This is a genomic window from Paenibacillus sp. FSL H7-0737 (genome assembly GCF_000758545.1).
Classification (GTDB): domain Bacteria; phylum Bacillota; class Bacilli; order Paenibacillales; family Paenibacillaceae; genus Paenibacillus_AQ.
In genome coordinates, this window is record NZ_CP009279.1 from 2,956,907 (window position 1) to 2,982,835 (window position 25,929).

28 protein-coding genes are annotated in these 25,929 nt (G+C 40.9%); 26 read left to right on the forward strand and 2 right to left on the reverse strand.

The window, feature by feature from the left end:
• Positions 1–155 precede the first annotated feature (155 nt).
• The 3 genes from H70737_RS12740 (at position 156) to H70737_RS12750 (ending at position 2,529) form a co-directional block, all read left to right on the forward strand.
• The gene (locus H70737_RS12740; protein WP_042187729.1) at positions 156–1,022 is read left to right on the forward strand and encodes an NAD-dependent epimerase/dehydratase family protein; all 867 of its coding nucleotides are present in this window, start codon (positions 156–158) and stop codon (positions 1,020–1,022) included.
• 26 nt (positions 1,023–1,048) lie between these two features.
• A complete protein-coding gene (locus H70737_RS31475) occupies positions 1,049–1,177 on the forward strand; it encodes a hypothetical protein (RefSeq protein WP_256716254.1) in 129 nt (42 codons plus the stop codon).
• Between the two features lie 407 nt (positions 1,178–1,584).
• Complete coding sequence (locus H70737_RS12750) at positions 1,585–2,529, forward strand: GNAT family N-acetyltransferase (protein WP_042187733.1); 945 nt, start codon at positions 1,585–1,587, stop codon at positions 2,527–2,529.
• Between the two features lie 112 nt (positions 2,530–2,641).
• Here H70737_RS12750 and H70737_RS12755 read toward each other — a convergent pair whose 3' ends face one another.
• Positions 2,642–3,532: a GNAT family N-acetyltransferase gene (locus H70737_RS12755; protein WP_042187735.1), complete on the reverse strand. Its 891-nt coding sequence runs from the start codon at positions 3,530–3,532 to the stop codon at positions 2,642–2,644.
• A 121-nt stretch (positions 3,533–3,653) separates the two neighbouring features.
• Here H70737_RS12755 and H70737_RS12760 point away from each other — a divergent pair, with 121 nt between their 5' ends.
• The 18 genes from H70737_RS12760 to H70737_RS12845 all read left to right on the forward strand — a co-directional run bounded on the left by H70737_RS12760 (position 3,654) and on the right by H70737_RS12845 (position 20,918).
• The gene (locus H70737_RS12760; protein WP_042187737.1) at positions 3,654–4,229 is read left to right on the forward strand and encodes a GNAT family N-acetyltransferase; all 576 of its coding nucleotides are present in this window, start codon (positions 3,654–3,656) and stop codon (positions 4,227–4,229) included.
• 276 nt (positions 4,230–4,505) lie between these two features.
• Positions 4,506–5,171 (forward strand): response regulator transcription factor, encoded by a 666-nt coding sequence (locus H70737_RS12765; RefSeq protein WP_042187739.1) that lies wholly within the window; start codon positions 4,506–4,508, stop codon positions 5,169–5,171.
• Between the two features lie 3 nt (positions 5,172–5,174).
• Positions 5,175–6,581 (forward strand): sensor histidine kinase, encoded by a 1,407-nt coding sequence (locus H70737_RS12770; RefSeq protein WP_042187741.1) that lies wholly within the window; start codon positions 5,175–5,177, stop codon positions 6,579–6,581.
• Between the two features lie 70 nt (positions 6,582–6,651).
• Positions 6,652–7,440 carry a DUF3919 family protein gene (locus H70737_RS12775; RefSeq protein WP_042187743.1) on the forward strand — a complete coding sequence of 263 codons (789 nt, stop codon included), beginning with the start codon at positions 6,652–6,654 and terminating at the stop codon, positions 7,438–7,440.
• Positions 7,441–7,462: 22 nt separating this feature from the next.
• On the forward strand, positions 7,463–8,500 hold the full coding sequence (locus H70737_RS12780) for an ABC transporter substrate-binding protein (RefSeq protein ID WP_042187745.1): 1,038 nt from the start codon (positions 7,463–7,465) through the stop codon (positions 8,498–8,500).
• Between the two features lie 91 nt (positions 8,501–8,591).
• The gene (locus tag H70737_RS12785) at positions 8,592–10,247 is read left to right on the forward strand and encodes an ABC transporter permease (protein WP_042187746.1); all 1,656 of its coding nucleotides are present in this window, start codon (positions 8,592–8,594) and stop codon (positions 10,245–10,247) included.
• A 23-nt stretch (positions 10,248–10,270) separates the two neighbouring features.
• Positions 10,271–11,353: an ABC transporter ATP-binding protein gene (locus H70737_RS12790; RefSeq protein WP_042187748.1), complete on the forward strand. Its 1,083-nt coding sequence runs from the start codon at positions 10,271–10,273 to the stop codon at positions 11,351–11,353.
• Between the two features lie 109 nt (positions 11,354–11,462).
• On the forward strand, positions 11,463–12,479 hold the full coding sequence (locus tag H70737_RS12795; protein WP_042187750.1) for an extracellular solute-binding protein: 1,017 nt from the start codon (positions 11,463–11,465) through the stop codon (positions 12,477–12,479).
• 308 nt (positions 12,480–12,787) lie between these two features.
• A complete protein-coding gene (locus tag H70737_RS12800; protein WP_042187753.1) occupies positions 12,788–13,147 on the forward strand; it encodes a replication termination protein in 360 nt (119 codons plus the stop codon).
• 93 nt (positions 13,148–13,240) lie between these two features.
• Positions 13,241–13,627 carry a DivIVA domain-containing protein gene (locus H70737_RS12805; RefSeq protein WP_042187755.1) on the forward strand — a complete coding sequence of 129 codons (387 nt, stop codon included), beginning with the start codon at positions 13,241–13,243 and terminating at the stop codon, positions 13,625–13,627.
• A 215-nt stretch (positions 13,628–13,842) separates the two neighbouring features.
• Entirely contained in the window at positions 13,843–14,715 is an 873-nt protein-coding gene (locus H70737_RS12810; protein WP_042187757.1) for a PRD domain-containing protein, read from the forward strand.
• A gap of 22 nt (positions 14,716–14,737) precedes the next feature.
• Positions 14,738–15,244, forward strand: a complete 507-nt coding sequence (locus H70737_RS12815; protein ID WP_042187759.1) for a PTS sugar transporter subunit IIA — start codon at positions 14,738–14,740, stop codon at positions 15,242–15,244.
• Positions 15,245–15,291: 47 nt separating this feature from the next.
• Entirely contained in the window at positions 15,292–16,746 is a 1,455-nt protein-coding gene (gene nagE, locus H70737_RS12820; RefSeq protein ID WP_042187760.1) for an N-acetylglucosamine-specific PTS transporter subunit IIBC, read from the forward strand.
• Positions 16,747–16,893: 147 nt separating this feature from the next.
• Complete coding sequence (locus H70737_RS12825) at positions 16,894–17,211, forward strand: hypothetical protein (RefSeq protein WP_042187762.1); 318 nt, start codon at positions 16,894–16,896, stop codon at positions 17,209–17,211.
• A gap of 173 nt (positions 17,212–17,384) precedes the next feature.
• Entirely contained in the window at positions 17,385–17,903 is a 519-nt protein-coding gene (locus H70737_RS12830) for a sigma-70 family RNA polymerase sigma factor (protein ID WP_042187764.1), read from the forward strand.
• Positions 17,904–17,956: 53 nt separating this feature from the next.
• Entirely contained in the window at positions 17,957–19,078 is a 1,122-nt protein-coding gene (locus H70737_RS12835; RefSeq protein ID WP_042187766.1) for a hypothetical protein, read from the forward strand.
• Positions 19,075–20,037 carry an ABC transporter ATP-binding protein gene (locus H70737_RS12840; protein WP_042187768.1) on the forward strand — a complete coding sequence of 321 codons (963 nt, stop codon included), beginning with the start codon at positions 19,075–19,077 and terminating at the stop codon, positions 20,035–20,037. The genes H70737_RS12835 and H70737_RS12840 overlap by 4 nt, the downstream gene beginning before the upstream one ends.
• Positions 20,034–20,918, forward strand: coding sequence for an ABC transporter permease subunit (locus H70737_RS12845; protein WP_042187770.1), 885 nt, complete (start codon positions 20,034–20,036; stop codon positions 20,916–20,918). Before H70737_RS12840 ends, H70737_RS12845 begins: the two co-directional genes overlap by 4 nt.
• Before the next feature lie 91 nt (positions 20,919–21,009).
• Here the strand turns inward: H70737_RS12845 and H70737_RS12850 are convergent, their stop codons facing one another.
• On the reverse strand, positions 21,010–21,336 hold the full coding sequence (locus H70737_RS12850; protein WP_042127276.1) for a catDE operon transcriptional regulator CatR: 327 nt from the start codon (positions 21,334–21,336) through the stop codon (positions 21,010–21,012).
• Between the two features lie 193 nt (positions 21,337–21,529).
• On the opposite strand from H70737_RS12850, the gene H70737_RS12855 reads away from it, so the two are divergent.
• From H70737_RS12855 to H70737_RS12875, 5 genes are all read left to right on the forward strand, one after another.
• Positions 21,530–22,309, forward strand: a complete 780-nt coding sequence (locus H70737_RS12855) for a GTP cyclohydrolase II (RefSeq protein ID WP_042187772.1) — start codon at positions 21,530–21,532, stop codon at positions 22,307–22,309.
• A gap of 78 nt (positions 22,310–22,387) precedes the next feature.
• Complete coding sequence (locus H70737_RS12860) at positions 22,388–23,443, forward strand: ABC transporter ATP-binding protein (protein ID WP_042187774.1); 1,056 nt, start codon at positions 22,388–22,390, stop codon at positions 23,441–23,443.
• Positions 23,444–23,570: 127 nt separating this feature from the next.
• Entirely contained in the window at positions 23,571–24,320 is a 750-nt protein-coding gene (locus H70737_RS12865; RefSeq protein WP_042193809.1) for an ABC transporter permease, read from the forward strand.
• 48 nt (positions 24,321–24,368) lie between these two features.
• Positions 24,369–25,112, forward strand: coding sequence for an ABC transporter permease (locus H70737_RS12870; protein WP_179085851.1), 744 nt, complete (start codon positions 24,369–24,371; stop codon positions 25,110–25,112).
• 114 nt (positions 25,113–25,226) lie between these two features.
• Complete coding sequence (locus H70737_RS12875; protein ID WP_042187776.1) at positions 25,227–25,856, forward strand: hypothetical protein; 630 nt, start codon at positions 25,227–25,229, stop codon at positions 25,854–25,856.
• Positions 25,857–25,929 lie beyond the last annotated feature (73 nt).

The window sequence follows — 25,929 nt, forward strand, 5'->3', positions numbered from 1 at the left end:
CATTAAAGACTGCACCTCCTAGCGATAAGCTGTGAGGTGCAGTCTTTATTATACATACATGTGGTATGATATGGATAATAATCCAAATTATAATTGGGATTTTGAGAAGTAACTAGCAATCTTATACTTAGAGGCTGTTCTTAAGGAGGGCGTAGATGAAGATATTTGTAGCCGGTGCGGCGGGCGTGATTGGACGGCTATTGCTACCTAAGTTATTAGAAGCGGGGCATGAGGTTGTCGGAATGACCCATAAGGAAGAAAATAGAGCATTTATTGAGAAGTGTGGAGCACAGGCGGTAATCGCGGATGTCTTCGATCGAGAGGCCATATTTGCGTCCATTCACAAAGCACAGCCAGAAGTGGTTATCCATCAGCTAACTTCACTAAGTCAGCGGAATTTCTCAGATAATTCCAGGATAAGAATAGAAGGAACACGAAATATTGTGGATGCATCTCTTGCAGCTGGCGTGGAACAAATCGTTGCACAAAGTATTTCATGGGCTTATGAAGCTGGAGATGTGCCAGCTACGGAGGAAACTCCTTTAGATCTTAAGGCTTTAGAGCCTCGGAGAAGAACGATTGAAGGTATATACTCACTAGAGAAAGCAGTTGCCGAGATCCCCAATCATGTGATCTTGCGGTATGGAATGTTGTACGGCCAAGGAACATGGTATGACACTAATGGCTATATGGCAGAGGAAATTCGTCAAGAACGAATGACAGCGACAGATGCCGTTGTATCATTCCTACATGTGGAGGATGCAGCTAACGCAGCGGTGCTTGCTCTGAACTGGCCTTCAGGCCCTGTGAACATCGTAGACGACGAGCCTGCTAAAGGATTGGATTGGTTATCAGCTTATTCAGATACCATAGGTGCTCCTGCTCCTAATGTTCAAGAAGGCAGAGCAGGATGGGAACGGGGAGCCTCCAATACGAAAGCTCGAATGGATTACGAATGGAGTCCACTATACCCGTCATGGAGATCAGGATTTGCTCGGAGCTTGAATGTCCAGAGTGAATGAATTCAGCTACTGAAAGGAAGTGCAGTATGAGTTTACTTCTTGTGATTTTGTTCTTTATTGGTTTAATCATGATGATTAGCAATCAATATGCGATGATCAAGAAAATGGACGAAATGAATGAGTCACTAAGTGAAATTAATAATAAACTTGGCTAGCTAAAGTTGAAAAGGAGTGATGACGTGGGGGTAATAAAAAAATTCTCTCTAGTGGTCGTGAATTTAATCGCGGATCTATGGTTTGGAATCGTACGAAAACCTGAATTTTATGATAATCACACGGTTACTAGAACAAAGAGAGGGTATGTCCTATTTGTAACGTTAGCAGGTATTATCGCTGTGGGAACCGCCATTTGGCTATGCTCTAGAATTTATTGAGGATAAGACTGCCAATAGGCAGTTTTTTTATATTATAAGGTTTCTTCTTATATATTGGACTTCCAGATGCAATTACACTTGCTGTAGTTTAGTAAATAATCATTATAAGTGTTTATTACCAATCATTTACTTTAAGAAGTGATACTATAGAAAATAGAAGTTGAAGTAGCAGCGAGGAGGAATTGTACATGCAATTAATGGGATGGTCCGAGGATGAAATATCGTATGAGCTAAGTAATGATTATTCAATTCGTAAGGCTGAATCGGAAGAGTGGGGAGTGTATTGCTCCATTTATTATAATATTCAATATATTGGCTTTTTTAGAGAAGATGGGTTCAATTCTGCCCAAAAGAATGCTTTTTGGATCTATAAAGGGGAGGCGAAAATAGGTGGAGTAAGGATGTCACCTAATCGGATCTATCATTTATTTGTTATTCCACCTTTTAACGATACATTTGTGGTGCTTAAACTTCTAAAAAAGCTTTTGATATATTGGTCTGACCGAACGGAGCCTATAAAAACATTTGAGGTTCTACCGGATCAAGTTCATTTATTTGCGCGGGCAGGATTTTGGCCTGATGAATTCAGATGTCGCTGGATGCAGCGTCCTACAGATCATTTTGAGGTGGAATGGAACGAAGAATTTAGAATTGAAAGTCCACAGATCGAAGAGGATGGAAAAGGAGCTAAACGCTTTATTCTTGAAGATCAGATCGCCGAATGTAGCTACGCTAGCTTTGCCGGAAGTCTCGAAGCGACCAGAAGAAAGCAATTTTCCTATGAAGATTTTATTCCAAGTGAAGAACCGAATTATACGAATGAAGCATTACTTACCGCGTCAACGCTTGTGTATGATAGGAAATCGGGACAGTTAATTGCGAATTGTCTCTTGGGCTTACAAGGAGATTACGCAGCAGTTTATAGTATTGGTGTAATGCCCGGTTATAGAGGCAAAGGGATAGCGACACTGATGTTGAAAAGAGGACTAAGTCTCCTTAAAGATAAGTATCCTTTCCTTAGATTATATGTCATGGAAGGTAATGATGCGGAGTCTGTTTATACGAATCTAGGATTTGTTCCAGGAGTACAAGAGATACAGAGCATGTATATTCCAGTGAACGATCAAGCATAAACGTTTCTGCGTTCTTCTAAGGGCGGTAAGCGTTTAAGCGAGTATAGGCGGGGAATTTATAATTTCTAAAATTAATAAAAGGGCTGCCGGAGGGCAGCCTTCTTCATCCTATCTAGGCATGTGAGGTTATGGGAAAAATGAAATGTTTAGGTAGTTCTTTTAAAAGTGGACGTACAAATAACACATCCTCACTCTCGGGAATAAATTCGGTCTCCATGTGATCTATATTGAAATCTGGTGTGAAATGAAAATGAATAACCTCCGTTTCAGGTGAAATAATGCTATTCAATATCACGCTGATATCTATGTGTGAAGTACTGATAATATCAAAAATATGAAGCTGATGCTCCTCATGTCTAAAGATCACTACGACGTCAGCTTCTTCAATATAGTAAAAAGAATCATGGAAAGGAAGGATAAAATAAAACAGCAGCTGATGTTCATTGTTTACAACGCTGAGTATAGAGGACACCGGAACTTTTTCTTCAGCGAATTTTTTTATTATGGTGAAATCAACGGAATTATTCATAGATAAGGGACGCACAGAGAAGATTTTAGACGTTTGATTTCTAAGATTAGAAGCGTTAATCGAAAAGCTGCTTTCTTGCATACGTTCAAATCCGAATTTAGGATAAAAGTCCAAAGCACTGTCGTTTGCAAATAAGTAAATGAAGTCAAATTCATGTTCGTATTTCGCGATAATATGATCTATTAATTTCCTGGATAATCCTTGCATGCGATAATCAGGATGTGTCATTACAGTGCCAATTTGAATGGCGTTATACTCTTTTTGATTTATGAGAATCGTCATTTTGTTTATGGACGCATTAGCGATCACATGGTCCCTATCGATGTAGGAATAACAAATATACTTGTCACTCCAGCCTCCTTGTTCATACCATGGGGAAAAATCAATTCCGAAGATTGATTTAGCTAAGGAATTAAAGCTTTCTTTATATTTTTCGATATGCTTATAATCACTGACCAATTGGTAATCACTCATAAGTATGCCTCTTTTCCAAAGTGTTTTTCATAGTCACGTTTAATGGTTATATCTTACTACATGGTTATTAGGTAATGTTTATTATAAAAAAACAATCCCAATATTATTTGGAGGCTAGAAAATGAGAGAGATAGATTATAGCAATTATTACTGGAAAGATGACCAAATTAGATTGCGTTCAATACAAGAAGGAGATTGGGAAGGTTATTATACGAACCGATTCGATACTCCAGCGCGGCGACTCTTACAATGTGCAGTTGAACTACCACCTACCATTGCCGAAGCCAAAAATTTTGCGGAGACTTACGCTGAGTTCTCATCGGATAGACTAATGTTTACGATCGAAGATTTGCATGGTGAAAATGTTGGAGGCGTAAATCTGAACAGCATTGACGAGAAAAATGGTACGTTCAGCATAGGTGTGCAGGTGGATAAAGATCATCGAGGTAAAGGGTATGGAACGAGAGCTATAACCATCCTCTTAAAATATGCTTTTTTCGAGCGACGGCTAAATAAATTCAATGAATGTGCGCTTGAAGGTAATGAAGGTTCTATAGGGATGTTAAAGAAAGTCGGCTGTGTGCAAGAGGGCGTGCGACGGAAAGTCATTTACACGAACGGACGATATTATGATTTGATATTGTTTGGATTGACGAAGGATGAATTTATGGAAAAAAACGGAGATGAGCAATCATGAACACAATCGCTGGATTAAGAGATTTTCGAGTGGTATAGTCCGTTCTACAAAATCCTGAATCCGTAAAGCTCCCATTATATGGGGGCTTTTTTGTGGTTTTTTCTTACTATACTAGACATATAAATTGTAAGTTTATAGTCAATTATTTGATTTGTATTTCTAATTGTAGATAAATGGAAAGCGTTTTCGTATTGAATGTTATCCGCTATTATAAGAGGGTAACTAAAAATATGAACGTTCAGTGTAATATAGCATCTAAGGAAAAGAGGGCTACATATGAATATTTTAATTATTGAAGACGATCCCAGCATTCAAATGCTGCTAAAATTGAGCTTAGAGGTGGAAGGGTATCAGACGAAAGCTGTAGGAACGGTGACTAAGGCATGGGATGAACTTGCAACATGGTCTACCGATTTAATACTGTTAGATCTTATGTTACCTGACCGTTCCGGGTTCGAGCTTCTTCAAATGCTTCAACAACAGTATAAGTCAGTCCCGGTAATCGTGCTCACCGCTAAGAATGAAATGAATGATAAAATCCTTGGCTTTCAGTTGGGAGCAGACGATTATCTAACGAAACCTTTTGAGACAAGGGAACTTATCGAGCGCATTAAGGCAGTTATGAGACGAATGAAGATGGTAGCGCCTCCTGAAGTGATCAAGATTGGACCTATTGAAATTGATAAGAATGGACGTACTTGTAAGATAGGGGAACAATGGCTTAAGACAACTAGTAAAGAGTTTGACTTCATGTGGCTCTTATGTGCTCATCCTAAGAAAGTTTTCACACGCGAAGACTTGCTTGATCAGGTCTGGGGTTATGATTATTATGGGCATACAAGATCCGTGGACATGGTGGTAAACCGTCTTCGGGAGAAAATGAAACCCAACGAGCATCTGATCGCCACTATACATGGGACAGGCTATAAGCTGGAGGTATAGAAGATGGGGCTGCGAAATAAAATGTTTATTCAGCATGCCGTTACGATTGTTATGCTGCTCACAGCGATGTTTTTTATCGTTAATTATACGCTTAACCAAAGTATGATTAAAAGGGATACTCAGACGTTAAGTCAGTATTTTGGCTTGCATCGTATTGAGGCATTGAAGATTGTCAGTGATCAGAAAATTAATATAGAACAATTATTTTCAGGTAAGTACGCCCCCTTTATTGCGTCGCATTTGGCGTCAAACAGCAATTTTCAAGTACAACTATTCGCACTAGATGAGACGATTGTTGGGAGCAGCAGCGATAAAGAAAACTTACTTAAACGTAACGATATTCAGAAAGCGCTTACTGGTAATGCTGCCACAGTCATAACTGCAGGTGAAGGTACACAATATCTAATTTACTCAGTTCCCTTCTGGTATGAAGGAGAAATTGTGGGTGGATTTCGATATTTATTGGACCTCCATGAGAATTTGCAGACATTAAACCAGATGCGCACATGGTTCATCGCTGCAGCTGTAGGATGTTTAATTTTTTCGCTTATGGTCAGCTATTCATTCTCATCTTTGTTGGTGAGGCCTCTACATGCCTTGCAGCAGGCGCTTAAGCTTGTATCCATTGGCGATTTTAGCAGAAAGATACAGGCGAGTAGTCAGGATGAGGTAGGAGAATTAGCCAAGGATTTCAATCATATGTCGGATGCGCTGCAACATCATATCAAAATGTTAAAGTATGAACAGGGAAAGCAGAAAGCTTTCTACGACAACATAACTCATGAATTAAAAACACCATTAACTTCGATTATCGGGTTTTCGGATTTAATTGAAAGAATGAATAAGAAGGATGATATACAGGAATGTAATACCTATATCCGTAAAGAGAGTACTCGGTTGTTAAATATGGTTGAGGATTTGTTACAGACCTCACTGATTGGTGATGAGGCTTGGCGTATCAAGCTGGAGTGTACTGATTTAGGGGCTGTCATTATGGATAGTCTACGTATCTTAGAGCCGACCCTTCAAAAATCCGCGATTGTTACCACGCTAAAGATCTCATCTTGTGAAGTGAATTTAGATCCCAAGAGAACTCAGCAAGTTCTATTTAACGTGATTGATAACGCTATTAAGCATAGTGAATGTACAAATCTCTATATCGAGTTAACGGAGCATGGGGACTGTGGGCTGGTTCGTATCATAGATAACGGGAGAGGGATATCACAACAATTGCAAAGTATATTATTTCTACCCTCGGCAGAGAAACAGGATCGTATTATTTCAAACGAATCACATGGGTTAGGATTACCTCTATGTAAACAGTTTATGGAACTTCAAGGAGGGAGTATCGTCATTACTAGCTCGGAGAAGAAGGGGACAGAGATTCAGCTGAGATTCCTCTTAACATAACAAATGTAAGCGCTGTTACAAAACTGATACAAATTTAAAATTTTTCTGATATATGAGGAGGTTAAAGTAAGTGCCAGAGGATAAGAAAGGGCTTTCATGGTTTCGCCTCATCTTGTTACAAGTCATCATAGGCAGTCTGCTAATCGGCATGTGCGCTTACACTTTTCGAATACCTCTTGATGAAGTACATGTTGTACCTCGACAGGAGGATCAACTTGACCGGATTGCTGGCGTTCCGATGCGCGTGGATATTACGTATCCAGGCCTAGGGACGATATCCATTGAGGATCCGAAGGAATTGCTGAAATTGAGATCTACTTTTTCCGGGTTGTTATCATCAGGAATGCAGCGTCCACAACAGTTAGTTCCGAGACTTCTGTTGACGGGAACGATGGCCTATCTGGATCAAGAAGATATTCCTTTTCAAGTGGAAACGAATGCGTTTCACTTCGGTGCAGAGTCAGTTAATTCGCTTAATGTAAGTGCAACTATCCGCAAGCTGCAAAGTACACTCATCGATAAGATGTTAACAACGTCGAGTATTGGATCTGCTGTGGAAAACAAGATTAATGATGTGTTCACACTACAGCAGGGAGTACTTACAGCTCTCACTCAGGTTGAGAGGAAGGCGTTGATATCGCAGATTCGTGCAGCAGAGCGTATTATCGATTTCAGCCATTTTGATGACTTACAACGTACACCCGATGCTCACTTTGTCATTCAGCTCACGAATGATTATCGAGTGAAAAAGCACTGGATCCATGTGGATCGTTATAACGGCGCTTACTTCGTGGTCTATGACCTTCTGGATGAGACCAATCAAAGAGTCTATTTCAAACTAAATAATGCCTCATACTGATCTTGAAGGGATGGTTTAGTCTATGGCGAGAAAGAAAAAAAACAGTAAGTCAGTCATTTTATTGTCAGTCATAGTAGTTGTGTTGGTAGCGGGGTTCTTCATGTATAAATCAGGAGTATTTGGCGGTAAAGAAATGAAAAAAATCACCGTATATTCCATTTTTCAAGAGGAAGAGGCTCGTAAAATTCTGGATAAATTCAAAGCTGAAACTGGAATTGACTATGACATCCTACGTTTACCAAGTGGAGAAGCGGTATCCCGTGTACAGAATGAAATGTCGAATCCACAAGCCGACTTTCTGATGGGAGGGCCAGCGGATTCGCACCAAGTACTGAAAGAGGCAGGTTCATTGGAAGCTTATGATTCTCCGAATGCTTCTGACATCGCTGACAATATGAAAGACAAAGATGGCTTCTGGACAGGGTTTTATCTAAATCCAATCGCTATAGGTATTAATGAAGAACGTTGGAAAGAGAAATATGGTAGTGATCCATACCCTGAAACTTTTAAGGATTTGCTTGATCCTAAATTCAAAGGTGAAATTGGTATGTCCGATCCAGCAACATCGGGTACAGCATATACAGCAGTAGCTTCTTTAGCCCAAGTATGGGGTGATGATGAGATGTTGAACTATATCAAACAGTTGCTGCCTAACCTTAAGGAAAGACCTAAGTCTGGCATTGAGCCCATTCAGAAAGCTGCTAAAGGGGAGTATACAATTGGCGTGACTTTCCTAGGCGATCAATTGAAGATTAAATACCAAGGCAACCCAATTGTTAGTGTTGTTCCAGAAGCAGCAGGTTATGAAGTTGGAGCCTTATCCATTGTTAAGGGTGGGCCTAATACAGAGGCTGCGAAGAAGCTTATGGACTATATGCTTACCAATGAACCGGGTGAGTTGTATACGCAATCTGCATACGCAGTATCCGTTAAAGCATCAGTACCGATTCCTAAAGGTGGCATTGATATTAAAACAACGAAATACAACGATGCTTATGATTTGTTAAAAGCAGCATCGCAGCGTAAAGAGTTGCAAAATGCATTAAAAGATTTGAAATAAAAGAGCCAATAGGGGTATTGCAGGGCTGTACCATATATGATGACTGTAATGCCCCTCAAATTGGATGGCAGAAAGGTGGGAGTCGCCCCCTATGAAAGAAAAAAAAGGCATTGGGGAGTCGATCAACAGGCTCTTTAAAGATCCGTCGTCACTCGTACTTGTACTGACTAGCTTTGCATTTCTCATTCTATTTGTTATTTATCCGCTGGTAATCGTTGTGTTTACATCTGGATTTGATAATTGGGCAACGTTTTTTAGTAAACCCCGTTATGGAAAAGCGCTATTAAATACGGTAGTTAGCTCATCATTATCCGCTTTTACAGCAACAGTGTTTGGATTTATATACGCGTATGCAATTCACTACAGTAACATCAGAGGAAAGAAGTTCTTTCGATTTATAGCCTTTATTCCATTATTAGCTCCTTCGGTTATGAGTGGTTTAGCATTCCTATTGCTTTTTGGACGTGGGGGAATGATCTCACAATGGTTAAATACCAACTTTAATTTTGAGCTTGATTTGTATGGATTACCGGGGTTGTGGATTGTTCAAACGATATCCTATTTTCCACTTGCCTACATGACTATAACGGGTGTGCTCCGCGCTATATCACCGAATCTGGAGATAGCAGCACAGAATCTTGGAGCTAGAGGATTCAAATTATTCAGGACGATTACGCTGAAACTTGCACTTCCAGGTGTTATTAACGCATTCTTGCTGGTAGCGATTAACTGCTTCGCTGACTTCGGAAATCCAAAGCTAATTGGTGGTAACTATTCACTTTTAGCAGTTGAAATTTACGGAGAAATCATTAATAACGAGGCAGGACTAGCTTCGGTCATGGGGATTATCTTAGTAATTCCTGCACTGATTGTATTCTGGGTTCAGAATAAGATTTTATCTAAAGGCTCCTACTCAACGATAACTGGTAAGCCGGTATCTGGTTTGAAACGGATCACTACGTCTAAGAAGACAGATGCATTACTTTTCTCTTTTAACAGTTTAATCTCATTGTTCATTATTTCGATGTTTGCGATCACCATTCTTTTCGCCTTTACGAAAAACTTTGGTCGAGATAATACATTCACACTGGATCATATAATGAAAGTTGTCTTTAGTTCATCTAGTCCAGCCGTTTTGAACAGCTTAGTGTTATCGCTAATTAGTGCGTTGCTGGCGGTGGCTCTTGCATTAGTGCTCGCCTATATAGTAGTTCGCAAACCTTTTCCAGGAAAAAAATTACTAGATTTCAGCGCGGTTCTTCCAATTGCGCTTCCAGGAACATTCGTTGGTCTTGCACTGATTGTTGCGTTTAGTAAAGGTCCGATTGTTTTGCAGGGATCTGCAGCATTGATTGTCATTGCGATGTTACTTAAACAGATGCCTGTAGGTTATCGGGGCTTGACTGCGTCTTTTAAACAAGTGGATAAATCGATCGAAGAAGCAGCCACCAATCTGGGTGCGAGTAGCCGTAAGACGCTAACAACGATTGTATTTCCAATGTTGCAAAAAACCGTCGTAGCGAACTTTGTCTATGCGTTTATGAAAAATATGAATACTTTGAGTACGATAATCTTCCTAATTACCCCTAAATGGGTTGTTGCAGCAGTATCGATCTTTAACTATGCCGAAACGGGAACCTATTATTGGGCAGCCGCTGTGGCAGTGGGTTTGATGGGTGCAACGCTTGGAACACTGGGAGTGATCAAGTTGATCTTCCGTTCCAAAGTGAAAATATTTGATTTCTAATGATTTTGAAGGGAGTGGGTACGATGGAATCCAACATACTACTAGATTTGAAAAATGTGAATAAAGTGTTCGGCAATAACCATGTCTTGAAAAATATCAACTTAAAGATTGAACGAGGGAAGTTCATCACCTTCCTTGGTCCGAGTGGTTGTGGGAAGACGACTTTATTACGTTCCATCGCGGGTTTCTATACCATCGATGATGGTGAGGTGTGGATTGACGGGAATTTGGTTAATGAATTACCTCCATATAAAAGGGGCACTCCAATGGTGTTCCAGGAATATGCCTTGTTCCCGCATATGACGGTATTTGATAATATTGCTTATGGACTAGATATTAAGAAAAGACCTGAAGCAGAAGTACAGGAACGGGTAATGGCTGTTATGGCTCAGGTCAAATTATCCGGACTTGAAGAGCGATATCCCCATGAAATGTCTGGTGGACAACAGCAACGTGTAGCTATGGCTCGTGCCTTAGTGATGAATTCGCCGATTATTCTCCTGGATGAGCCACTAAGTAATCTAGATGCTAAATTACGTGAAGAGGTACGCGTTGAGCTGCGAACAATTCAACAGGAACTTGGACTAACCGTAATATATGTAACGCATGATCAATTGGAAGCTTTGTCGATGTCAGATCAGATCGTTGTTTTTAATAAAGGAGCTATTGATCAGTACGGTACGCCGCATGAAATATATTATAAACCTCGTACACAATATGTAGCTGATTTTATTGGTTCTACCAATTTTATTGAGGCAGTAGTCATGCAAAGTAAAGAGGGTACGGCAACAGTTAGCTACGGCTTTGGAGGGGATAATGTTACTATTACTACAGATGAAAAGCTGACAGAGGGTGAGGAAGTTCTTCTGAGTGTTCGCCCCGAATCATTGCGACTAAATCATCCGGACATTAGCGGATTTAACATCATGGGAGTAGTCCAATCCTCGATGTTTCTAGGAGAAAAGGAAAGATATTTCCTTGCAGATCAATGGGGCAAAGAATGGATTGTCGATGCTTATGATATTGGTCAAAAGACTTTCGATGGTCAAGTTCGGATGAGTGCGGCAATAGACAAAATTCATATTATTAAAAAGGTTAGTCCGTAAACTGAAGTAGATGTTCCAAAAAAGGAAAACAGTCGTTTTCCTTTTTTGGCGTATCGTTTTTTTATAGAACGGCGGCTATAGGCTAGTTTAGCGGGAGGAGACGTTCTAATTGAGAACAAAGGTAATTATCCTGTCATTGGTTGCGGTAACAATACTTCTTCTAATATATTTCTATCCTGGCCAGAAAAGCAATCAGCCTCTCAAAGTATATGTAATTTTTCAAGAGGATGAAGCGCGTATTCTGTTGGAGAAATATAAGAAGAAGACGGGACAGTCTTATGAGCTTATTCGCATGTCTGGCGGTGAGGCAAGCTACCATTTGATGTCGATCAATAAGACAGGCATTGATGTTGTTCTCGGTGGGCCTGCTGATCTTCATGAGCAGCTCAAGAACAAAGGGAAATTAATTCGCTATTCATCACATGTTGCTGATGAGATCCCCGACATCTATAAAGATAAAATGGGCTATTGGACAGGTATATACATGGGTGCATTGGCTATTGGTGTAAATGAGCAGGTCTGGAATCAAGATCCTCAGCTTGTAGCTTTACCTCTTCCGGAACGCTACGAAGACTTATTACGTCCCGAGCTCAAGGGGAAAATTGAAATTCCGGACCCAGAAACCTCAGGTACAGGATACACATTGCTAGCCTCTCTTGCACAAGAACGTGGGGAGGAGCAAGCTCTAGCATTGGTGAGTGCTCTTAAGAAGCAGAGTTCATCAACTACATTCTCAGGAATTAGTTCTGCCCAGCGGCTTGCAGTAGGTGAAGTTGCTGCTGTTATCAGCTTTATGGGCGACCAGCTTCGATTTAAGAATTCGGGATATGCTATACAATCTTCTATTCCTCCACAAGCTGGATGGGAGATAGGTGCAGTGTCGATCTTGAAAGGTGGGAACAACGTGACTGCTGCTAAGCAGCTGGTAGATTTTGTACTGTCAACAGATGCTCAGACAGATTATATGAATTCCGCATTTTCCTTACCTGTGATGCCGAATATTAAGATCCATCCGCTTTTGTCTTCTGTTAAGCTGGAAAAATTAATGATTACGTATCGATTCGATATCGCTGCTGCGAACCGAGAGGAATTACTCGCTAAATGGCATGAGGCCAATAAACGCTAAGGGATTGTTCACTCATTATTCAACGGCCATCGAGAACTTTATGGTTAAGTTCTCAATGGCCGTTATTTATTACTCGAGAAAACCAACTTTCATCATATGAAAAATTCACAATAGAAAATCACAAAATAAACAACTCTATCTAGTTACTTTCAATAAATTCATCATCTATCCCTATTAAATTTCTATACAAATCGGAAAAAGTGAACCCACTACCACATTTCAGGTTGTGAAAGTTGGAAAATAGTGCTTATACTAGAGTTATAGAAGGTAAGATTAACCAAAAAAAACACAACATGAGGAGGGTTTATATGGCGTTTATGATTGCTCAACGGGCTTTTATCAAGGTGTATCTTATAACAATGGTAGAACAACATCGCGGGTATGGATACCAAATGCTTGAGGATTTACGTCGAGATTTCAAGGCACATGGATATTCCCCTCCACAGAGCGAAATTTATCGCGCGCTGCATGAGCTGGTACAGCAAGGAATTTTATATCGTACTAAACAGCTAAAAGGGAATGACCCGAAGGTGGATTTTCAAGAAATCGTCTTATACCATTTCACAACTGATGGAGAAGAGAAAGCGAAGCTATATAAGAAGCAGGTGAAGACGGATCTTGATCGCTGCTTAGGTATTTTGAACAAGGCGGTTGCGGATAACTTCTAGAACTGGAACTATAGTTATATTTTCAGGATGCTCTCACCCTGTTATAATGGTTACTGCCGGATAATTGCAGTATATACTTGGAGGTAACAAATGATGGATGAACATATGAAACGTCGATTGGACAAACAACGTAAGCTATTCAGCCAACTTGGCATCACTCTAGATGCTCTAACCATACATGAAAAAGAATTCAGTATGAAGCTTCGTGGTTACGATGCGGAGGAAGTGGATACATTTTTAGATAGCGTAATCAAGGATTATGAGCGTTTTTATGCGACAATTGCTGATCTGATGGATAAATGGCAAGAACAGCAGCTGGAGATGCGAGAATTAAAATCAGAAACCAAAGCCACAGAGGTTATTCAGGTCCCAGTACTTAGAGGCATCGACCCAAAGGAATTAGAAGAGGTCATTTTAAAACTAGAGACCAATGTCCGTCAGCTTAAAGAAAAGCTTCCCCAAATTGAAAGCTATTTATAACTCGTGGATTTTTGAGTTTCAGGAGCTGCGCTTGACATTTATAAATTTACCATTGACGAGTTAGCAGTTCATGATTTATGATATGTTCATAAATGATCATTTATATTTTAGTGGCGTGTTACCGTTAAGGGCATGAGCCAAGGATTGTCTTCATCTCGATGAGACATTTCTTGGCTTTTTTTGTTCCTAATTGACGATAATATGGGAAAGGAGTGATGAGCTTGTCGCGGGAGATCGAGCAATTTCAAGTACAGCGTGTGATTGGGAACAACGTTGTAATGGTTCAGGGAAGCAAGAACGGCAAGGAATATGTCATTATCGGTAAAGGCATTGGTTTTGCTGTGAAAGGTTCAGGTGTGATTGAAGGAAACGATCCTCGTATTGAGAAATTGTTTCGTCTAGAAGACCGCGAATCCTGGAGTCAGTATCAAATATTGCTGGAAGACATAGATCCCAAAGTGATGAGAATAACTGATGAAATAATTGCTGATATCCAAAGTCAATTTCCTGACAAATTAAACGACAAGATTTATTTGGCACTCCCGAGCCACATTCAGTTCACCATTTACCGTCTGCGCAACGGGATGGATATTATTAATCCTTTTTTACAAGAAACTAAGATGTCTTTTCCGAAGGAATTTGATATCGCTTACAAGGCATCAGAGAAGATCAATGCTGAATTTCAGGTGCAAATTCCCGAAGACGAGGTTGGATTTCTAACTTATCATGTGTACTCCGCAGTTAACAATGTATCGGTGGGTCAGTTAGTAAAAGCATCTAATATCGTGAGTGAACTTCTAGACATGATTCAGCAAGAACGGAATATAACTTTTGAGCATGGCAGTATGAATCATATTCGATTAATGATCCACTTGCGGTTTTCGCTGGAACGTATTTTGAAAGGATCACTAATAGATAATCCTTTTGTGAAACATATTAAGAAGGAATACAAAGAGGAATACAAGTTATCTCAAAAGCTCGGTAAAGTGATGCAAAAATCTCTTGGTGTAGATATCCCGGAAGAAGAGCTGTGTTTCCTAGCGATGCACTTACACCGATTATTTCAGACTTTAGTGAAACAAAACTAACAACTTTAGAGGAGTGGAGCATATGTTTTCCAAATGGAAATCAAAAAAAGAAGAGAAACATACTGGACATACAATCGAAATCATGGCACCAATCAGTGGAGAAGCAGTTTCATTAACAGAGGTTCCGGATGAAACCTTTGCTGGTGGTCATATGGGTAGCGGAGTTGCAATCAGACCTTCTGAGGGGATCCTAAAGGCTCCTTTTGATGGCACGGTTGCTCATATCGTGAAATCGAGTCATGCAGTTATTCTGGAACATTCCTCCGGTGTGCAATTGCTGTTACATATCGGAATCGATACTGTCAGTCTTAAGGGCAACGGATTTGTTAGTCATATTGCCTCTGGAGATCAAGTGAAGGCAGGTCAAACCTTAATCGAATTTGATCTGGACGTTATTCGCGCAGCAGGCTGTGACACAATTTCACCTGTAATCGTGACTAGTACGGAGGAAACACCACCTCAAGTGAACGGACATTATGGTCAGGTTACAGCAGGACAGGATCTGATTCTTACAGTGGCTTCAAAGTAATAAGCTGATACAGCATTACTACTATTGAATCGAAAGGATGATATTTTATGTTGGGTTTTCTACAGAAATTAGGTAAGTCGCTTATGCTTCCGGTAGCAACTTTGCCTGCGGCAGCTATTCTTCAAGGATTAGGTCTGATTAACTACGAAAAAGATATACCTCTGGGGGCAACGATAGGTGGATTCCTGAACCATTATTTTGTTCCATTTCTAAATGCCGGTTCGGGTGCTATCTTCGGAAATCTTGCTCTAATCTTCGCAGTAGGGGTTGCCATTGGATTTGCCAAGGACGCCGTAGCAGCCTTGTCAGCAGTAATTGCATACTTAGTACTAGACAAGATTCTGATTGCCGTACCCCTTCAGTTCTCTTTTATTGATGATGCTGTAAAGTTGAATATGGGTGTGCTTGGGGGTATATTTGCCGGTGCCTGGGCAGCATTTCTATATAAGAAATATCACAATATAAAGATGCCAGATTGGCTTGGGTTCTTCGCGGGTAAACGTTTTGTTCCAATCATTACCGCAGCTTCCACGATGGTCCTTGCAGTATTAATTGGGATGGTCTGGAGCCCTGTACAAGATGTAATTAGTGATTTCGGAAACTGGGTAGTGTCACTTGGCGCAGTTGGAGCGTTCATTTTCGGTACAGCTAACCGTTTGTTGATTCCGACAGGTCTTCACCACGTACTTAATTCGATTGCTTGGTTCCAAATTGGTGATTTTACGAATGCAGCGGGTGAATTGGTTAACGGTGACTTAAATCGCTTCTTCGCTGGAGACAAAACAGCTGGGATGTTTATGACTGGATTCTTCCCAATCATGATGTTTGCGCTTCCAGGTGCAGCGCTTGCATTTATTCATACAGCTAAACCAGAAAAACGTAAAATGGTAGCTTCCATCTTCATCGGTTCTGCTATTGCTTCCTTCTTAACAGGAATCACAGAACCACTTGAGTTCTCCTTTATGTTCTTGGCACCAGCCTTGTACGCAGTTCATGCTTTACTTACAGGATTCTCGATGGCGTTAATGTACATTCTGGATGTTAAGCTTGGTTTTGGTTTCTCCGCTGGTTTGATCGATTATCTGATAAACATGAAGCTATCCACCAATGCATGGATTCTTATCCCTGTAGGTCTGTGTTTCTTCGTTCTGTACTATGTGTTGTTCCGCTTTATCATCACGAAGTTCAAGCTTAAGACCCCTGGTCGCGAAGATGATGATGATGCGCTTGTAGCACCAACTGGAGGTAACGGAACAGGTTCAGCTGTTTCTTCCAAGGCTGCTCAAATTCTTGAGCACATCGGCGGACCTTCAAACATCGAAAATATCGATGCTTGTATTACACGCCTACGTCTGATCGTTAAAGACGAAAAAGCCGTTAAAGATTCCGCACTGAAACAACTCGGTGCTTCCGGTGTAATGAGACTTGGTCAAGGTGCTGTACAAATCGTATTTGGTCCGAAATCGGAGCAATACAAAGAGGAAATCGAGAAGTTACTATAACTTAACGTACTCCGTTTAAATTTATTAGCAAGGGCTAGTCCGCATACTAGCCCTTGTTTTTTTTGTATACTTACAGGTATAAAGTGTTGCAATATACACAATACCTAGTATAATACTTGGTATAACCATACAAAGGAGTCGGTACATATGTCAGTCGACGATTATCTGGACCTTTTAAATTATGCCAAAGCAATTAACGATGGACAGTGGCAGGCTGACATCATAGAGAGCTTAAAGAATCTTAACACAGTATCGGAAGAACCTCAGGTTCAAGAAGAAAGTGTGATAGAATTATGGTCACGGTTTGATTCCGTTAACATATTGATCATGAAGTTGTTTGAGAAGCTGCGTAAGAATGAAGAATCAGATGAAGTGTTACATTGGAAAGAACAGCTGCTGGAGCTTAAGCTGGAGCGGAGTATTTTGTCCAAGAAGATTCTTAACCGATATATTCGAATTCGATAATTGGGATCAAAATAGATAGGTAAGACCAATAATGAAGACAGTTACCTTATTAATTAGGGGCTGTCTTTTTGTATGTTTTATAATGGATTATGATAATTATGAAGAATTCTGATACAAAAATGTACTGACAGTCGTCTTACTTATAGCTGCAGCTGATAAGGAGGATTTAAACGATGGAAATTCCGGAATCTGAAATTTTTAAAACAATATTTTATGAACATTACCCTGTTGTCCGCCGTAAGCTTGCCGCTTTGGTACGTGATGAATCGGCGGCTGATGATTTAGCTCAAGAAGTTTTTCTGAGATTGTACCGTAATCCACCAGATGATCCAGCAGCGCTGGGTGCCTGGCTTCATAGAGTCCTAACTCGTATTGGATATGATTATTTGGACAAAAAAGCAGGGGAACGGCGACTGCAGAATAAACAAGAGCAGCTTTATGATGCTAGTGAATCTCCCCCTTCAGGTGAAGAAGTCATTATTAGTAAGCTAGATCAGGAAGATGTACACATCTGGCTGAATGAATTGCCTGAAAGAGACAGACAAGCGCTTCTTCTTCGCTACTCGGGGTACAGTTATGTGGAAATCGCAGGAGAGCTTGGAGTAAGACCTCCAGTAGTAGGGACCCTGCTTCACCGAGCGACAGAAAAACTAAGACAAAATGCAACGAAGGCGATACCCCAGACGAAGTAGACTTCTTTTGAGGAGAAGTTACGAAGTAATCTTTAAAATCAGGAGGTATAATAATGAATAACTATTCAGGAAAGCAAGATAAAGATAAGCAAAGTACAGACGAAGCCTGGGCCAAGCTACAGTGTAAGTTAGAGAATGAACCTTATAATCCTCAATGGGCAAAATGGAGTCAAAATACGGAAGCTCAAACTGAGGATTCTGTTAACTTAAGTCAGGTAGAAAATCTAGAGAACCTTGAATCAGAGTCAACTCCAACGGTAGTACAGGACATACTTATAACTACCCATGATAAGAAAGTACAACGTCCGCGTCGACTGCGTATGAACCGTCGTCGGAAGCTAGGAGTTGTAGCTGCGAGTGTAGCTGTTTTTGCAGTCATTCTCGCGACCCCAATAGGAAACACAGCAATGGCATCCATTCTGAATCAGTTCAGGATGGAACAGGTTACGGTTGTTCATGAGAGTGATCTGCGTAATATTTTCACACAGGTGGCTGAAGACGGTGAACTTAATCGATCAATTAATCAATTCGGTGAGTTTACAAACGCTAGCGGGGCTTACATTGGTGAGTTGCCTGCGGATCAACTGAAGGCTACCCTAGGCTATCCAGCGAAAACCGCTGCTTTAGTGGAAGGGCATAATTCAGTTACGGTGGGTGCTTCACAAGATATCACGCTTAATCTGAAAGTGGACGAAGTGAACAAAGCCCTGAAGAAAATTGGAGCAGAACATCTGCTGCCCGAATCGATTGACGGTAAACCAATTACACTTCATATCCCGGAATTTGTGAATTACAATCTCTCATCTGACGAAACACACTGGGCAAGTCTGTCGCAGATGAATGCACCTGTACTTAACGTTGATCCTTCTATTAAAGTGGAAGAGGCTTTGGAAGCTGTAATGAATTTCCCACTGCTCCCAGATTACTTGAAGACTAGCTTAATGCAAAGCAGGGTCTTATCCGGAGAAATCCCAATGCCGTTAATCGCTGGTGAAAATACGGAGCAAATAACTGTGGGTGACACTTTAGTTATAGTTGACAATTATGAATACAGCCGCGGTCCTGTATATCAAGCCACATGGATTCAGGATGGACAGCTATTCAATTTGTCAGGTGAGCTCTATTCGAGTAAAGAGAAGCTTATCACCAAGGTTCAGGAGCTGATTGAATCATGAGTACTGCAGCAATTGAAGCCAAGTCCCTAACTAAAGAATATGATAACGGACGCGGTTGTCGAAATGTAAGTATTACTGTAGGGAAAGGGGAAGCCTTTGGCTTCCTCGGCCCTAACGGTGCAGGTAAAAGCACCTTTGTAAAAATGCTTGTAGGTCTTATTCATCCATCAAGTGGCAGTGGAACTCTGTTCGGGCATAAGATTGGTTCGCTAGAAGCTAAATCACTAATCGGTTATTTACCCGAATTGTATCGTTATCAGGAATGGCTAACGGGTGAGGAGGTAGTGAGGCTGCATGCAAGACTATGCGGAATGCAGCGGTCTGTGGCAGATAAGAGAATTCCACAACTTCTTGATGAGGTTGGAATTGGTAAGCGCGGACGTGACCGAGTGAAGCATTACTCTAAGGGAATGCAGCAAAGACTGGGTTTAGCTTGTGCACTTGTTAATGAGCCGGCTATCGTATTTTTGGATGAGCCCTCATCGGCACTAGATCCAATCGGACGTCAGGAAGTCAGGCGTATATTACAGAATCTAAAAGAAAAAGGGGTTACGATATTTCTAAACTCTCATCTGTTAGAGGATGTTGAAGTACTTTGCGACCGAATGGCGCTACTTAATAACGGAGTTATTCTCCGGCATGGTAAAGTGTCCGAGGTGTTAAACAAGCGTATGAGCTGGCGATTTAAAGTAGGCGGCTTTGCGCCTATTTTATTGTCGTGGCTAAAAGATCAGACAGGCTTGCAGATCCGGGTGTCTTCCCATACCGAAGAATCCATAGACAGTAGTAGGGTTTGGTTGGAAGCGGAGCTGGAAAGTGAAGAGCAGGTGGGTTGGCTGAATACACTGATTATAGAACAAGGGATGACCTTATATGAAGTTTCACATCAGCAAGAACGTCTGGAAGAGTGGTTTATGAATGCTGTATCAGGACTAAGCCACAGAGGTGAACACGAATGAGAATTATAATGGGTATGACCTGGAAAGAACTGATGCGCAAAAGAGTAATGGTGCTGACATTAATTATGACCGTGGTCTTTCTTATTGGGTTTTGGTTTATTGCGGGTACGATCGGGCAAAGTTCTATGTCTCACGGATCGAGTTTTCCTAGCGGAGAAGAACTCCTTATTCGTTTTACAAATGGTTTATTTATTTTATCGTTTGGATTTTTCTTCGGAGCATTTGTAATTGCTTTTTTAGCAATTTTTAGTTCGTTTTCCGCCATTTCAGGTGAGGCAGAGCAGGGAGTGATGCAAGCCTTGCTTCCAAGACCAATTCCACGCTGGAAATGGTACGCAGGTCGCTGGCTTGGTTATGTAACTCTAGGAATAGGTTATGCACTTATTTTATTTGTTTCTATATTGCTAATTACGCAAGCCCATACCGCAATTCCAAGAGATGGATTAGCGTTATTTAAATCATTTTTGCTCTTTTCTTCCATCGTACCGTTGCTAATAACTGTTTCTATGCTGGGTTCAGGATTCTTCTCAGCCCTTGGGAATGGAGTCTTTATGACGATGCTTTATGGAGCAGGATGGCTAGGAGGAATGATTGACAAGGTAAGTAGTTCTTTATTATCTAAGCCCGAAGCACTCAGCACTCTAAATAATATGACGGGTATAATGTCCTTACTTATGCCTGTAGATGGGTTACAGCGCAGAATGACTGCTGAACTGTTTAGTATTAACGAAATGAACGGAATGTTTAACGCTTCCAATAGTCTGTTTGGGTTAGATAACTTCACCTCAGTCCCATCTAATTCATTTATCGTCTATGCGATCTTCTATACACTAATCGCGTTCTTAATCGGATTGTATCGTTTTCAACGGAAGGATCTATAGCAGTTTAACAATATATCGAAGAACTTAAAATGCCCTTTTTGTTGCCGGATTTACGGAACAAAAAGGGCTCTTCAAGTTAGTATAAGTCGGATTAATTTGTAACACCAAGCTCAATCCAGTCTGTAGACCAATTTCCAATTTCACCAAGTATAGGAGCCAACGCGGTTCCTTTTGGAGTAAGGGAGTACTCAATGCGTACTGGCATTTCTGGATATACGGTTCGCTCAATAATACCTTCGATTTCCATTTCTTTTAATCGGTCAGATAACACTTTACCACTTAGATTGGACAGACAGCTTTCTATTTCGCCAAAACGACGTGGACCTGGCATAAGCACGAAAACGATCAGCGCGACCCAACGTTTACTTAGCAAGTCTACCGCTTTTTCAAAGCGAGGACACATGTTGAAATCATTCATAATATCACCTCGACATTCATTATATCATAAACTTACATAAAGTAATTATAAATATTTAAAGATATATTATAACTTGACGAAGTTATATTACAATGATAAACTTACTTACAAATAGTTACTTATATTTTAACTAATATTCGATCCTTATGTATAGCTATAGCTATACCAGATGAAATTGAGGAAGGTGTTACACATGACAAAACCAGATATTATTTCTATCCTACAAAATAAAATTACTCGGATTCCTTTAGAAAACAGTACAAATATATTAGTTGGACCGATTACTTTACCCGTGAATTTAGACGGAGAGACTGTTACTTTTAAATGGTACAACTGGCTGAACACTACGGATGCAGAGCTTCTTGGTGATAATAGTGAAGCAACAGCCGCTTTGATTTCAAAGTTACCATCCATGAGCCTCGCAGATGGTCAGCAATCCAGTGTTTTAGTATATGGTGATTTCGAAGGCTCAGATGAAGCATTGATTCGGATGCACAGCATTTGTCATACCGGCGATATTTTTGGCAGCAAACGTTGTGATTGTGGCTTCCAACTGCATCAGTCCATGAAAATGATTGTCGAACACGGTTCAGGTGCGTTATTCTATCTTGCTAACCATGAGGGTAGAGGCATTGGACTGTTTAGCAAATCTTTAGCGTATCTTTTACAAGAAGAAGGATACGATACAGTTGAGGCTAATTTAGAACTGGGTTTTTCTGATGATTCAAGAAATTATGAAGAAGCGATCAGCGTTCTACAACAGCTACGTCAAAAACCAGTCACGTTAATTACTAACAATCCGAAGAAACTGGAAGCTCTCAAGACTGCAGGTATGAATGCTGTGAAAAGAGTAGCGCTGTGGGGAGATGTATCTTCTTTTAACGAGAAATACTTACGCACCAAAGTGGCTCGTTCAGGACATTTAGAGGCAGTGAAAGAAGGGAATCCAATTGTAGGAAGACTGGCTAAGTAAAAATTGAGGTAGTGCTTTTGCACTTCTTCAATTATAATGGGTTACTGGAACCCAACTTTAAGCTTAGTGAGGTACAATATGACTGCTATTCAAGTACAAGACTTACGCAAAACATTCAAAGTACAAAAAAACCGCGAAGGTCTCAAAGGGGCCTTCGCTGATTTGTTTAAAAGGGAGTATACGGAAGTAACTGCCGTGAAGGATATTTCCTTTTCCATTCCCGAAGGTGAGATTTGTGGTTACATCGGCGAGAACGGTGCCGGGAAATCAACCACGATCAAAATGCTCACGGGTATTCTCGTACCAACTTCAGGAAATCTTACGGTGGGTGGTTATGTTCCTTATTTGGAGCGCGAGAAATTTGTGAAGAATATAGGTGTGGTGTTCGGGCAACGCAGCCAGCTATGGTGGGACATTGGGGTCATTGAATCCTTCCAGCTGCTGCGCAAGGTATACCGGGTATCTGAACAAGACTTCAAGAAACGGCTGGATGAATTAGTCGAACGATTGCAGTTGCAAGAACTACTGAATCGTCCTGTTCGTAAGCTCAGTCTCGGTCAGCGGATGCGTTGTGAATTAGTCGCAGCATTACTTCATAACCCTTCGATTGTATTTCTGGACGAGCCAACCATTGGTTTAGATATTGTGGTGAAGTCAGAGATCCGTGAATTCCTTAAAGATATGAACCGTGAGCATGGAACAACCATACTATTGACTACACATGATCTGCAAGATATTGAAGCCCTTTGCTCGCGGGTGATTATGCTTGACGATGGTCGAATTATTTATGACGGCGGCCTAGAAGATCTGAAACAGCGCTGGGGAACCGGACGTGAAGTTCAATTTCAATTCGGAAATGCAACGAAACGGCAATTGCTTGAGCTTTGGACTGAAGGGATGCCGGTTACTTGGTCTGCAGACAACGATCTTGGAGCATCGGTTTGGATACCGCTGGATATAAATGTATCCGATGTTTTGGGACGGGTAGTAGGGAAAGCCGACATTACTGATATCAAAATCATTGAGACGAATACGGACGATATTGTTCGCAGTATTTATCAATCCGGGTCTGCGGATAAACCAGAGAAACAAGCTGCCGCTCTGAAGGATGAAAGAGAGGCTTTACATGTCTGATAAGCTTAATGCTGCAACAGCTATGTCTTCGTCCTCAGGAGGTTCGTCTTCAGGTGGTCCTCCAGATAATAGTCGTAGATTACTGTTTGGGGCGTACTTAGATTTTATACGGATCCGGTTCCTTACCATGCTTGCTTATCGGATTAACTACTACTCAGGTATTCTTATCTATTCACTGAATATTGGGGTTAACTATTTCACTTGGATGGCCATCTATGGTAATGGGGATTCATTGGGTGGCTTTACTGCAACGCAAATGACATCATATGTTGCTGTGTCGTGGATGGCTCGAGCCTTTTATTTTAATAATCTAGATCGTGAGATCTCTACGGATATACGAGACGGAAGTATCGCTATCCAGTTTATAAGGCCTTATAACTATGTCTTAGTCAAAATGATGCAAGGACTCGGAGAGGGAATGTTCCGCTTCCTCTTGTTTATGATTCCGGGTATGGCTATAGCGATGTTGTTGTTCCCGGTTCAATTACCGACAGCACCATCTGCTTGGGCGGGTTTTCTTGTAATGCTCTTTTTCAGCTTTTTGATTAATTCACAGATCAATATTATTACTGGGCTCTCGGCTTTCTTTGTTGAGAATAATGAGGGCATGATGCGTATGAAGCGGGTAATTGTTGATCTGTTCTCTGGTCTGATCGTGCCGATCAGTCTGTTTCCTGACTGGCTATCTTCTATACTTAAGGTGCTGCCGTTTCAGGCGATTACTTACTTGCCAGGTTCTGTATTTACAGGACGGGTGCAAGGGGTTGGGATTTGGAATGTACTAGGGATACAGATCGTTTGGTTCCTGGCATTACTGATTCCAATTGTCTGGTTATATCATGCGGCGCGGCAGCGTCTCTTCGTGCAGGGAGGTTGAGGAAACGTGTATTACCTTGGATTATTAATTGAATACATTAAAAACTATATGAAGTCCCGGCTCACCTATCGCGCCGATTTTTGGGTAGAGGTCATATCAGATTTGCTCTTTCAGGCTACAAACTTTATCTTTATACTAGTAATTTTCATGCATACGGATAGCCTTGGCGGCTGGAATCAGAACGAAGTAGTGTTCGTCTATGGGTTCTTTATGGTGCCTTTTGGGGTGTTTAGTTGTTTTGTGAATCTATGGGGATTTAGTGAGCGTTATATCGTCAAAGGTGAGATGGACCGTATTTTGACACGTCCGGCGCATAATCTGTTCCAGATCTTCTTGGAAAATGTTGATCCACCAGCACTAATGGGCTCATTCATAGGTATTATTATTATGGCCATCAGTGGTAGTAATCTGGGTCTTCCCTTTGAATGGTGGACGATACCGGCTCTGATCATTCTTACATTAAGTGCCGTCGCCATCTATACTGGGATTTATACAACATTGACTTCATTGTCTTTCTATTCTGATGCACCAACGGGTATTCTTCCTCTAATGTACAATATTCAGACCTATGGCCGTTATCCGGTAACGATTTACAATCGTGCTATTCAGGTACTTCTAACTTGGATTATCCCGTTTGCATTCGTCGGAGTTTATCCAGCAGCGCTCTTCCTGCAGCGTGAAGAAATGACGAGCCTGGCGCTGATGACACCTGTTGTAGGTGCGATATTCCTTGGGATTGGTCTGTTAGCTTGGAGTTATGGGGTTAGAAGATATAAGGGCGCGGGATCTTAAGCTAAGTTAGTGTCTTCTTAAGTTGGAAAGGCTACCTTCGGGTAGTCTTTTTTTTCACTCCTAATTCATGAATATGCTAAAATCATTAATAACTACAATGGGGAGGAATCATAAATGAATGTGTTAAATATTTTACCATCACCCGAAAACTTAAAAAAACTCATGAAAATACTTGCTTCTCTAAATATTGTCCTATGTCCAGAGGAATGGCTTCGCTATCATAGTTTTGTTTCTGAATTCGATAAGAATGTTTCCTTAGCATCGATTGACAATGGATCAGATGATCATTTGTTTATTATTTTTTCACCTCAAGGAACGATAATTAAAGGATTTGATCATGAGTCAGAAGTAAGTCCATATGCGCGCGACGAACATGAAGTTTGGCCAGGAATCTATGAAGAAGTCCCGACCTCACTATTGTCTTTACTGGAAGATGAGGCGATAACAAAGGATGATGTTACTTTTTGTTTTTGGCGTGAAAATAATGACTTGACGTGGCAAAAGGGGAAGGTAGAGATTCCAGCGGGGACAGAAGATGGTTCGGACTTTTTGCTAGGAACTATTTTCCGCACAGCTGAGGATTTTGTGGAATTTGCCGAAGGTTATTTTGAACTCACACTCCCCTTAGAGGTTGTTGCACAAGTTTATGAGGGTGCAGCTATTACGAAAGAGATGATTAAAGCGTTAAATCCTGATGGTGATATTGAGAAAATCCTTCAGGAGTTAGCAAAGCTAGACTCTTAGGTAATTATCGATTTTGAAAACAAAGGGGGATGCGAAATAAATGAAGGGCTGCCGATAGGCAGTCCTTTATTTA

What these genes read in the sequence shown, in the direction of transcription:
- H70737_RS12805 (WP_042187755.1), top strand. Translation starts at nt 13,241, where the DNA reads ATGGATGAACATATGAAACGTCGATTGGACAAACAACGTAAGCTATTC.
- H70737_RS12785 (WP_042187746.1), top strand. Translation starts at nt 8,592, where the DNA reads ATGAAAGAAAAAAAAGGCATTGGGGAGTCGATCAACAGGCTCTTTAAA.
- H70737_RS12845 (WP_042187770.1), top strand. Translation starts at nt 20,034, where the DNA reads ATGAGAATTATAATGGGTATGACCTGGAAAGAACTGATGCGCAAAAGA.
- H70737_RS12870 (WP_179085851.1), top strand. Translation starts at nt 24,369, where the DNA reads ATGAAGTCCCGGCTCACCTATCGCGCCGATTTTTGGGTAGAGGTCATA.
- H70737_RS12810 (WP_042187757.1), top strand. Translation starts at nt 13,843, where the DNA reads ATGAGCTTGTCGCGGGAGATCGAGCAATTTCAAGTACAGCGTGTGATT.
- H70737_RS12780 (WP_042187745.1), top strand. Translation starts at nt 7,463, where the DNA reads ATGGCGAGAAAGAAAAAAAACAGTAAGTCAGTCATTTTATTGTCAGTC.
- H70737_RS12830 (WP_042187764.1), top strand. Translation starts at nt 17,385, where the DNA reads ATGGAAATTCCGGAATCTGAAATTTTTAAAACAATATTTTATGAACAT.
- nagE (WP_042187760.1), top strand. Translation starts at nt 15,292, where the DNA reads ATGTTGGGTTTTCTACAGAAATTAGGTAAGTCGCTTATGCTTCCGGTA.
- H70737_RS12850 (WP_042127276.1), bottom strand. Translation starts at nt 21,336, where the DNA reads ATGAATGATTTCAACATGTGTCCTCGCTTTGAAAAAGCGGTAGACTTG.
- H70737_RS12865 (WP_042193809.1), top strand. Translation starts at nt 23,571, where the DNA reads ATGCTTGCTTATCGGATTAACTACTACTCAGGTATTCTTATCTATTCA.
- H70737_RS12855 (WP_042187772.1), top strand. Translation starts at nt 21,530, where the DNA reads ATGACAAAACCAGATATTATTTCTATCCTACAAAATAAAATTACTCGG.
- H70737_RS12765 (WP_042187739.1), top strand. Translation starts at nt 4,506, where the DNA reads ATGAATATTTTAATTATTGAAGACGATCCCAGCATTCAAATGCTGCTA.
- H70737_RS12815 (WP_042187759.1), top strand. Translation starts at nt 14,738, where the DNA reads ATGTTTTCCAAATGGAAATCAAAAAAAGAAGAGAAACATACTGGACAT.
- H70737_RS31475 (WP_256716254.1), top strand. Translation starts at nt 1,049, where the DNA reads ATGAGTTTACTTCTTGTGATTTTGTTCTTTATTGGTTTAATCATGATG.
- H70737_RS12755 (WP_042187735.1), bottom strand. Translation starts at nt 3,532, where the DNA reads ATGAGTGATTACCAATTGGTCAGTGATTATAAGCATATCGAAAAATAT.
- H70737_RS12760 (WP_042187737.1), top strand. Translation starts at nt 3,654, where the DNA reads ATGAGAGAGATAGATTATAGCAATTATTACTGGAAAGATGACCAAATT.
- H70737_RS12740 (WP_042187729.1), top strand. Translation starts at nt 156, where the DNA reads ATGAAGATATTTGTAGCCGGTGCGGCGGGCGTGATTGGACGGCTATTG.
- H70737_RS12840 (WP_042187768.1), top strand. Translation starts at nt 19,075, where the DNA reads ATGAGTACTGCAGCAATTGAAGCCAAGTCCCTAACTAAAGAATATGAT.
- H70737_RS12800 (WP_042187753.1), top strand. Translation starts at nt 12,788, where the DNA reads ATGGCGTTTATGATTGCTCAACGGGCTTTTATCAAGGTGTATCTTATA.
- H70737_RS12770 (WP_042187741.1), top strand. Translation starts at nt 5,175, where the DNA reads ATGGGGCTGCGAAATAAAATGTTTATTCAGCATGCCGTTACGATTGTT.
- H70737_RS12750 (WP_042187733.1), top strand. Translation starts at nt 1,585, where the DNA reads ATGCAATTAATGGGATGGTCCGAGGATGAAATATCGTATGAGCTAAGT.
- H70737_RS12825 (WP_042187762.1), top strand. Translation starts at nt 16,894, where the DNA reads ATGTCAGTCGACGATTATCTGGACCTTTTAAATTATGCCAAAGCAATT.
- H70737_RS12860 (WP_042187774.1), top strand. Translation starts at nt 22,388, where the DNA reads ATGACTGCTATTCAAGTACAAGACTTACGCAAAACATTCAAAGTACAA.
- H70737_RS12875 (WP_042187776.1), top strand. Translation starts at nt 25,227, where the DNA reads ATGAATGTGTTAAATATTTTACCATCACCCGAAAACTTAAAAAAACTC.
- H70737_RS12790 (WP_042187748.1), top strand. Translation starts at nt 10,271, where the DNA reads ATGGAATCCAACATACTACTAGATTTGAAAAATGTGAATAAAGTGTTC.
- H70737_RS12835 (WP_042187766.1), top strand. Translation starts at nt 17,957, where the DNA reads ATGAATAACTATTCAGGAAAGCAAGATAAAGATAAGCAAAGTACAGAC.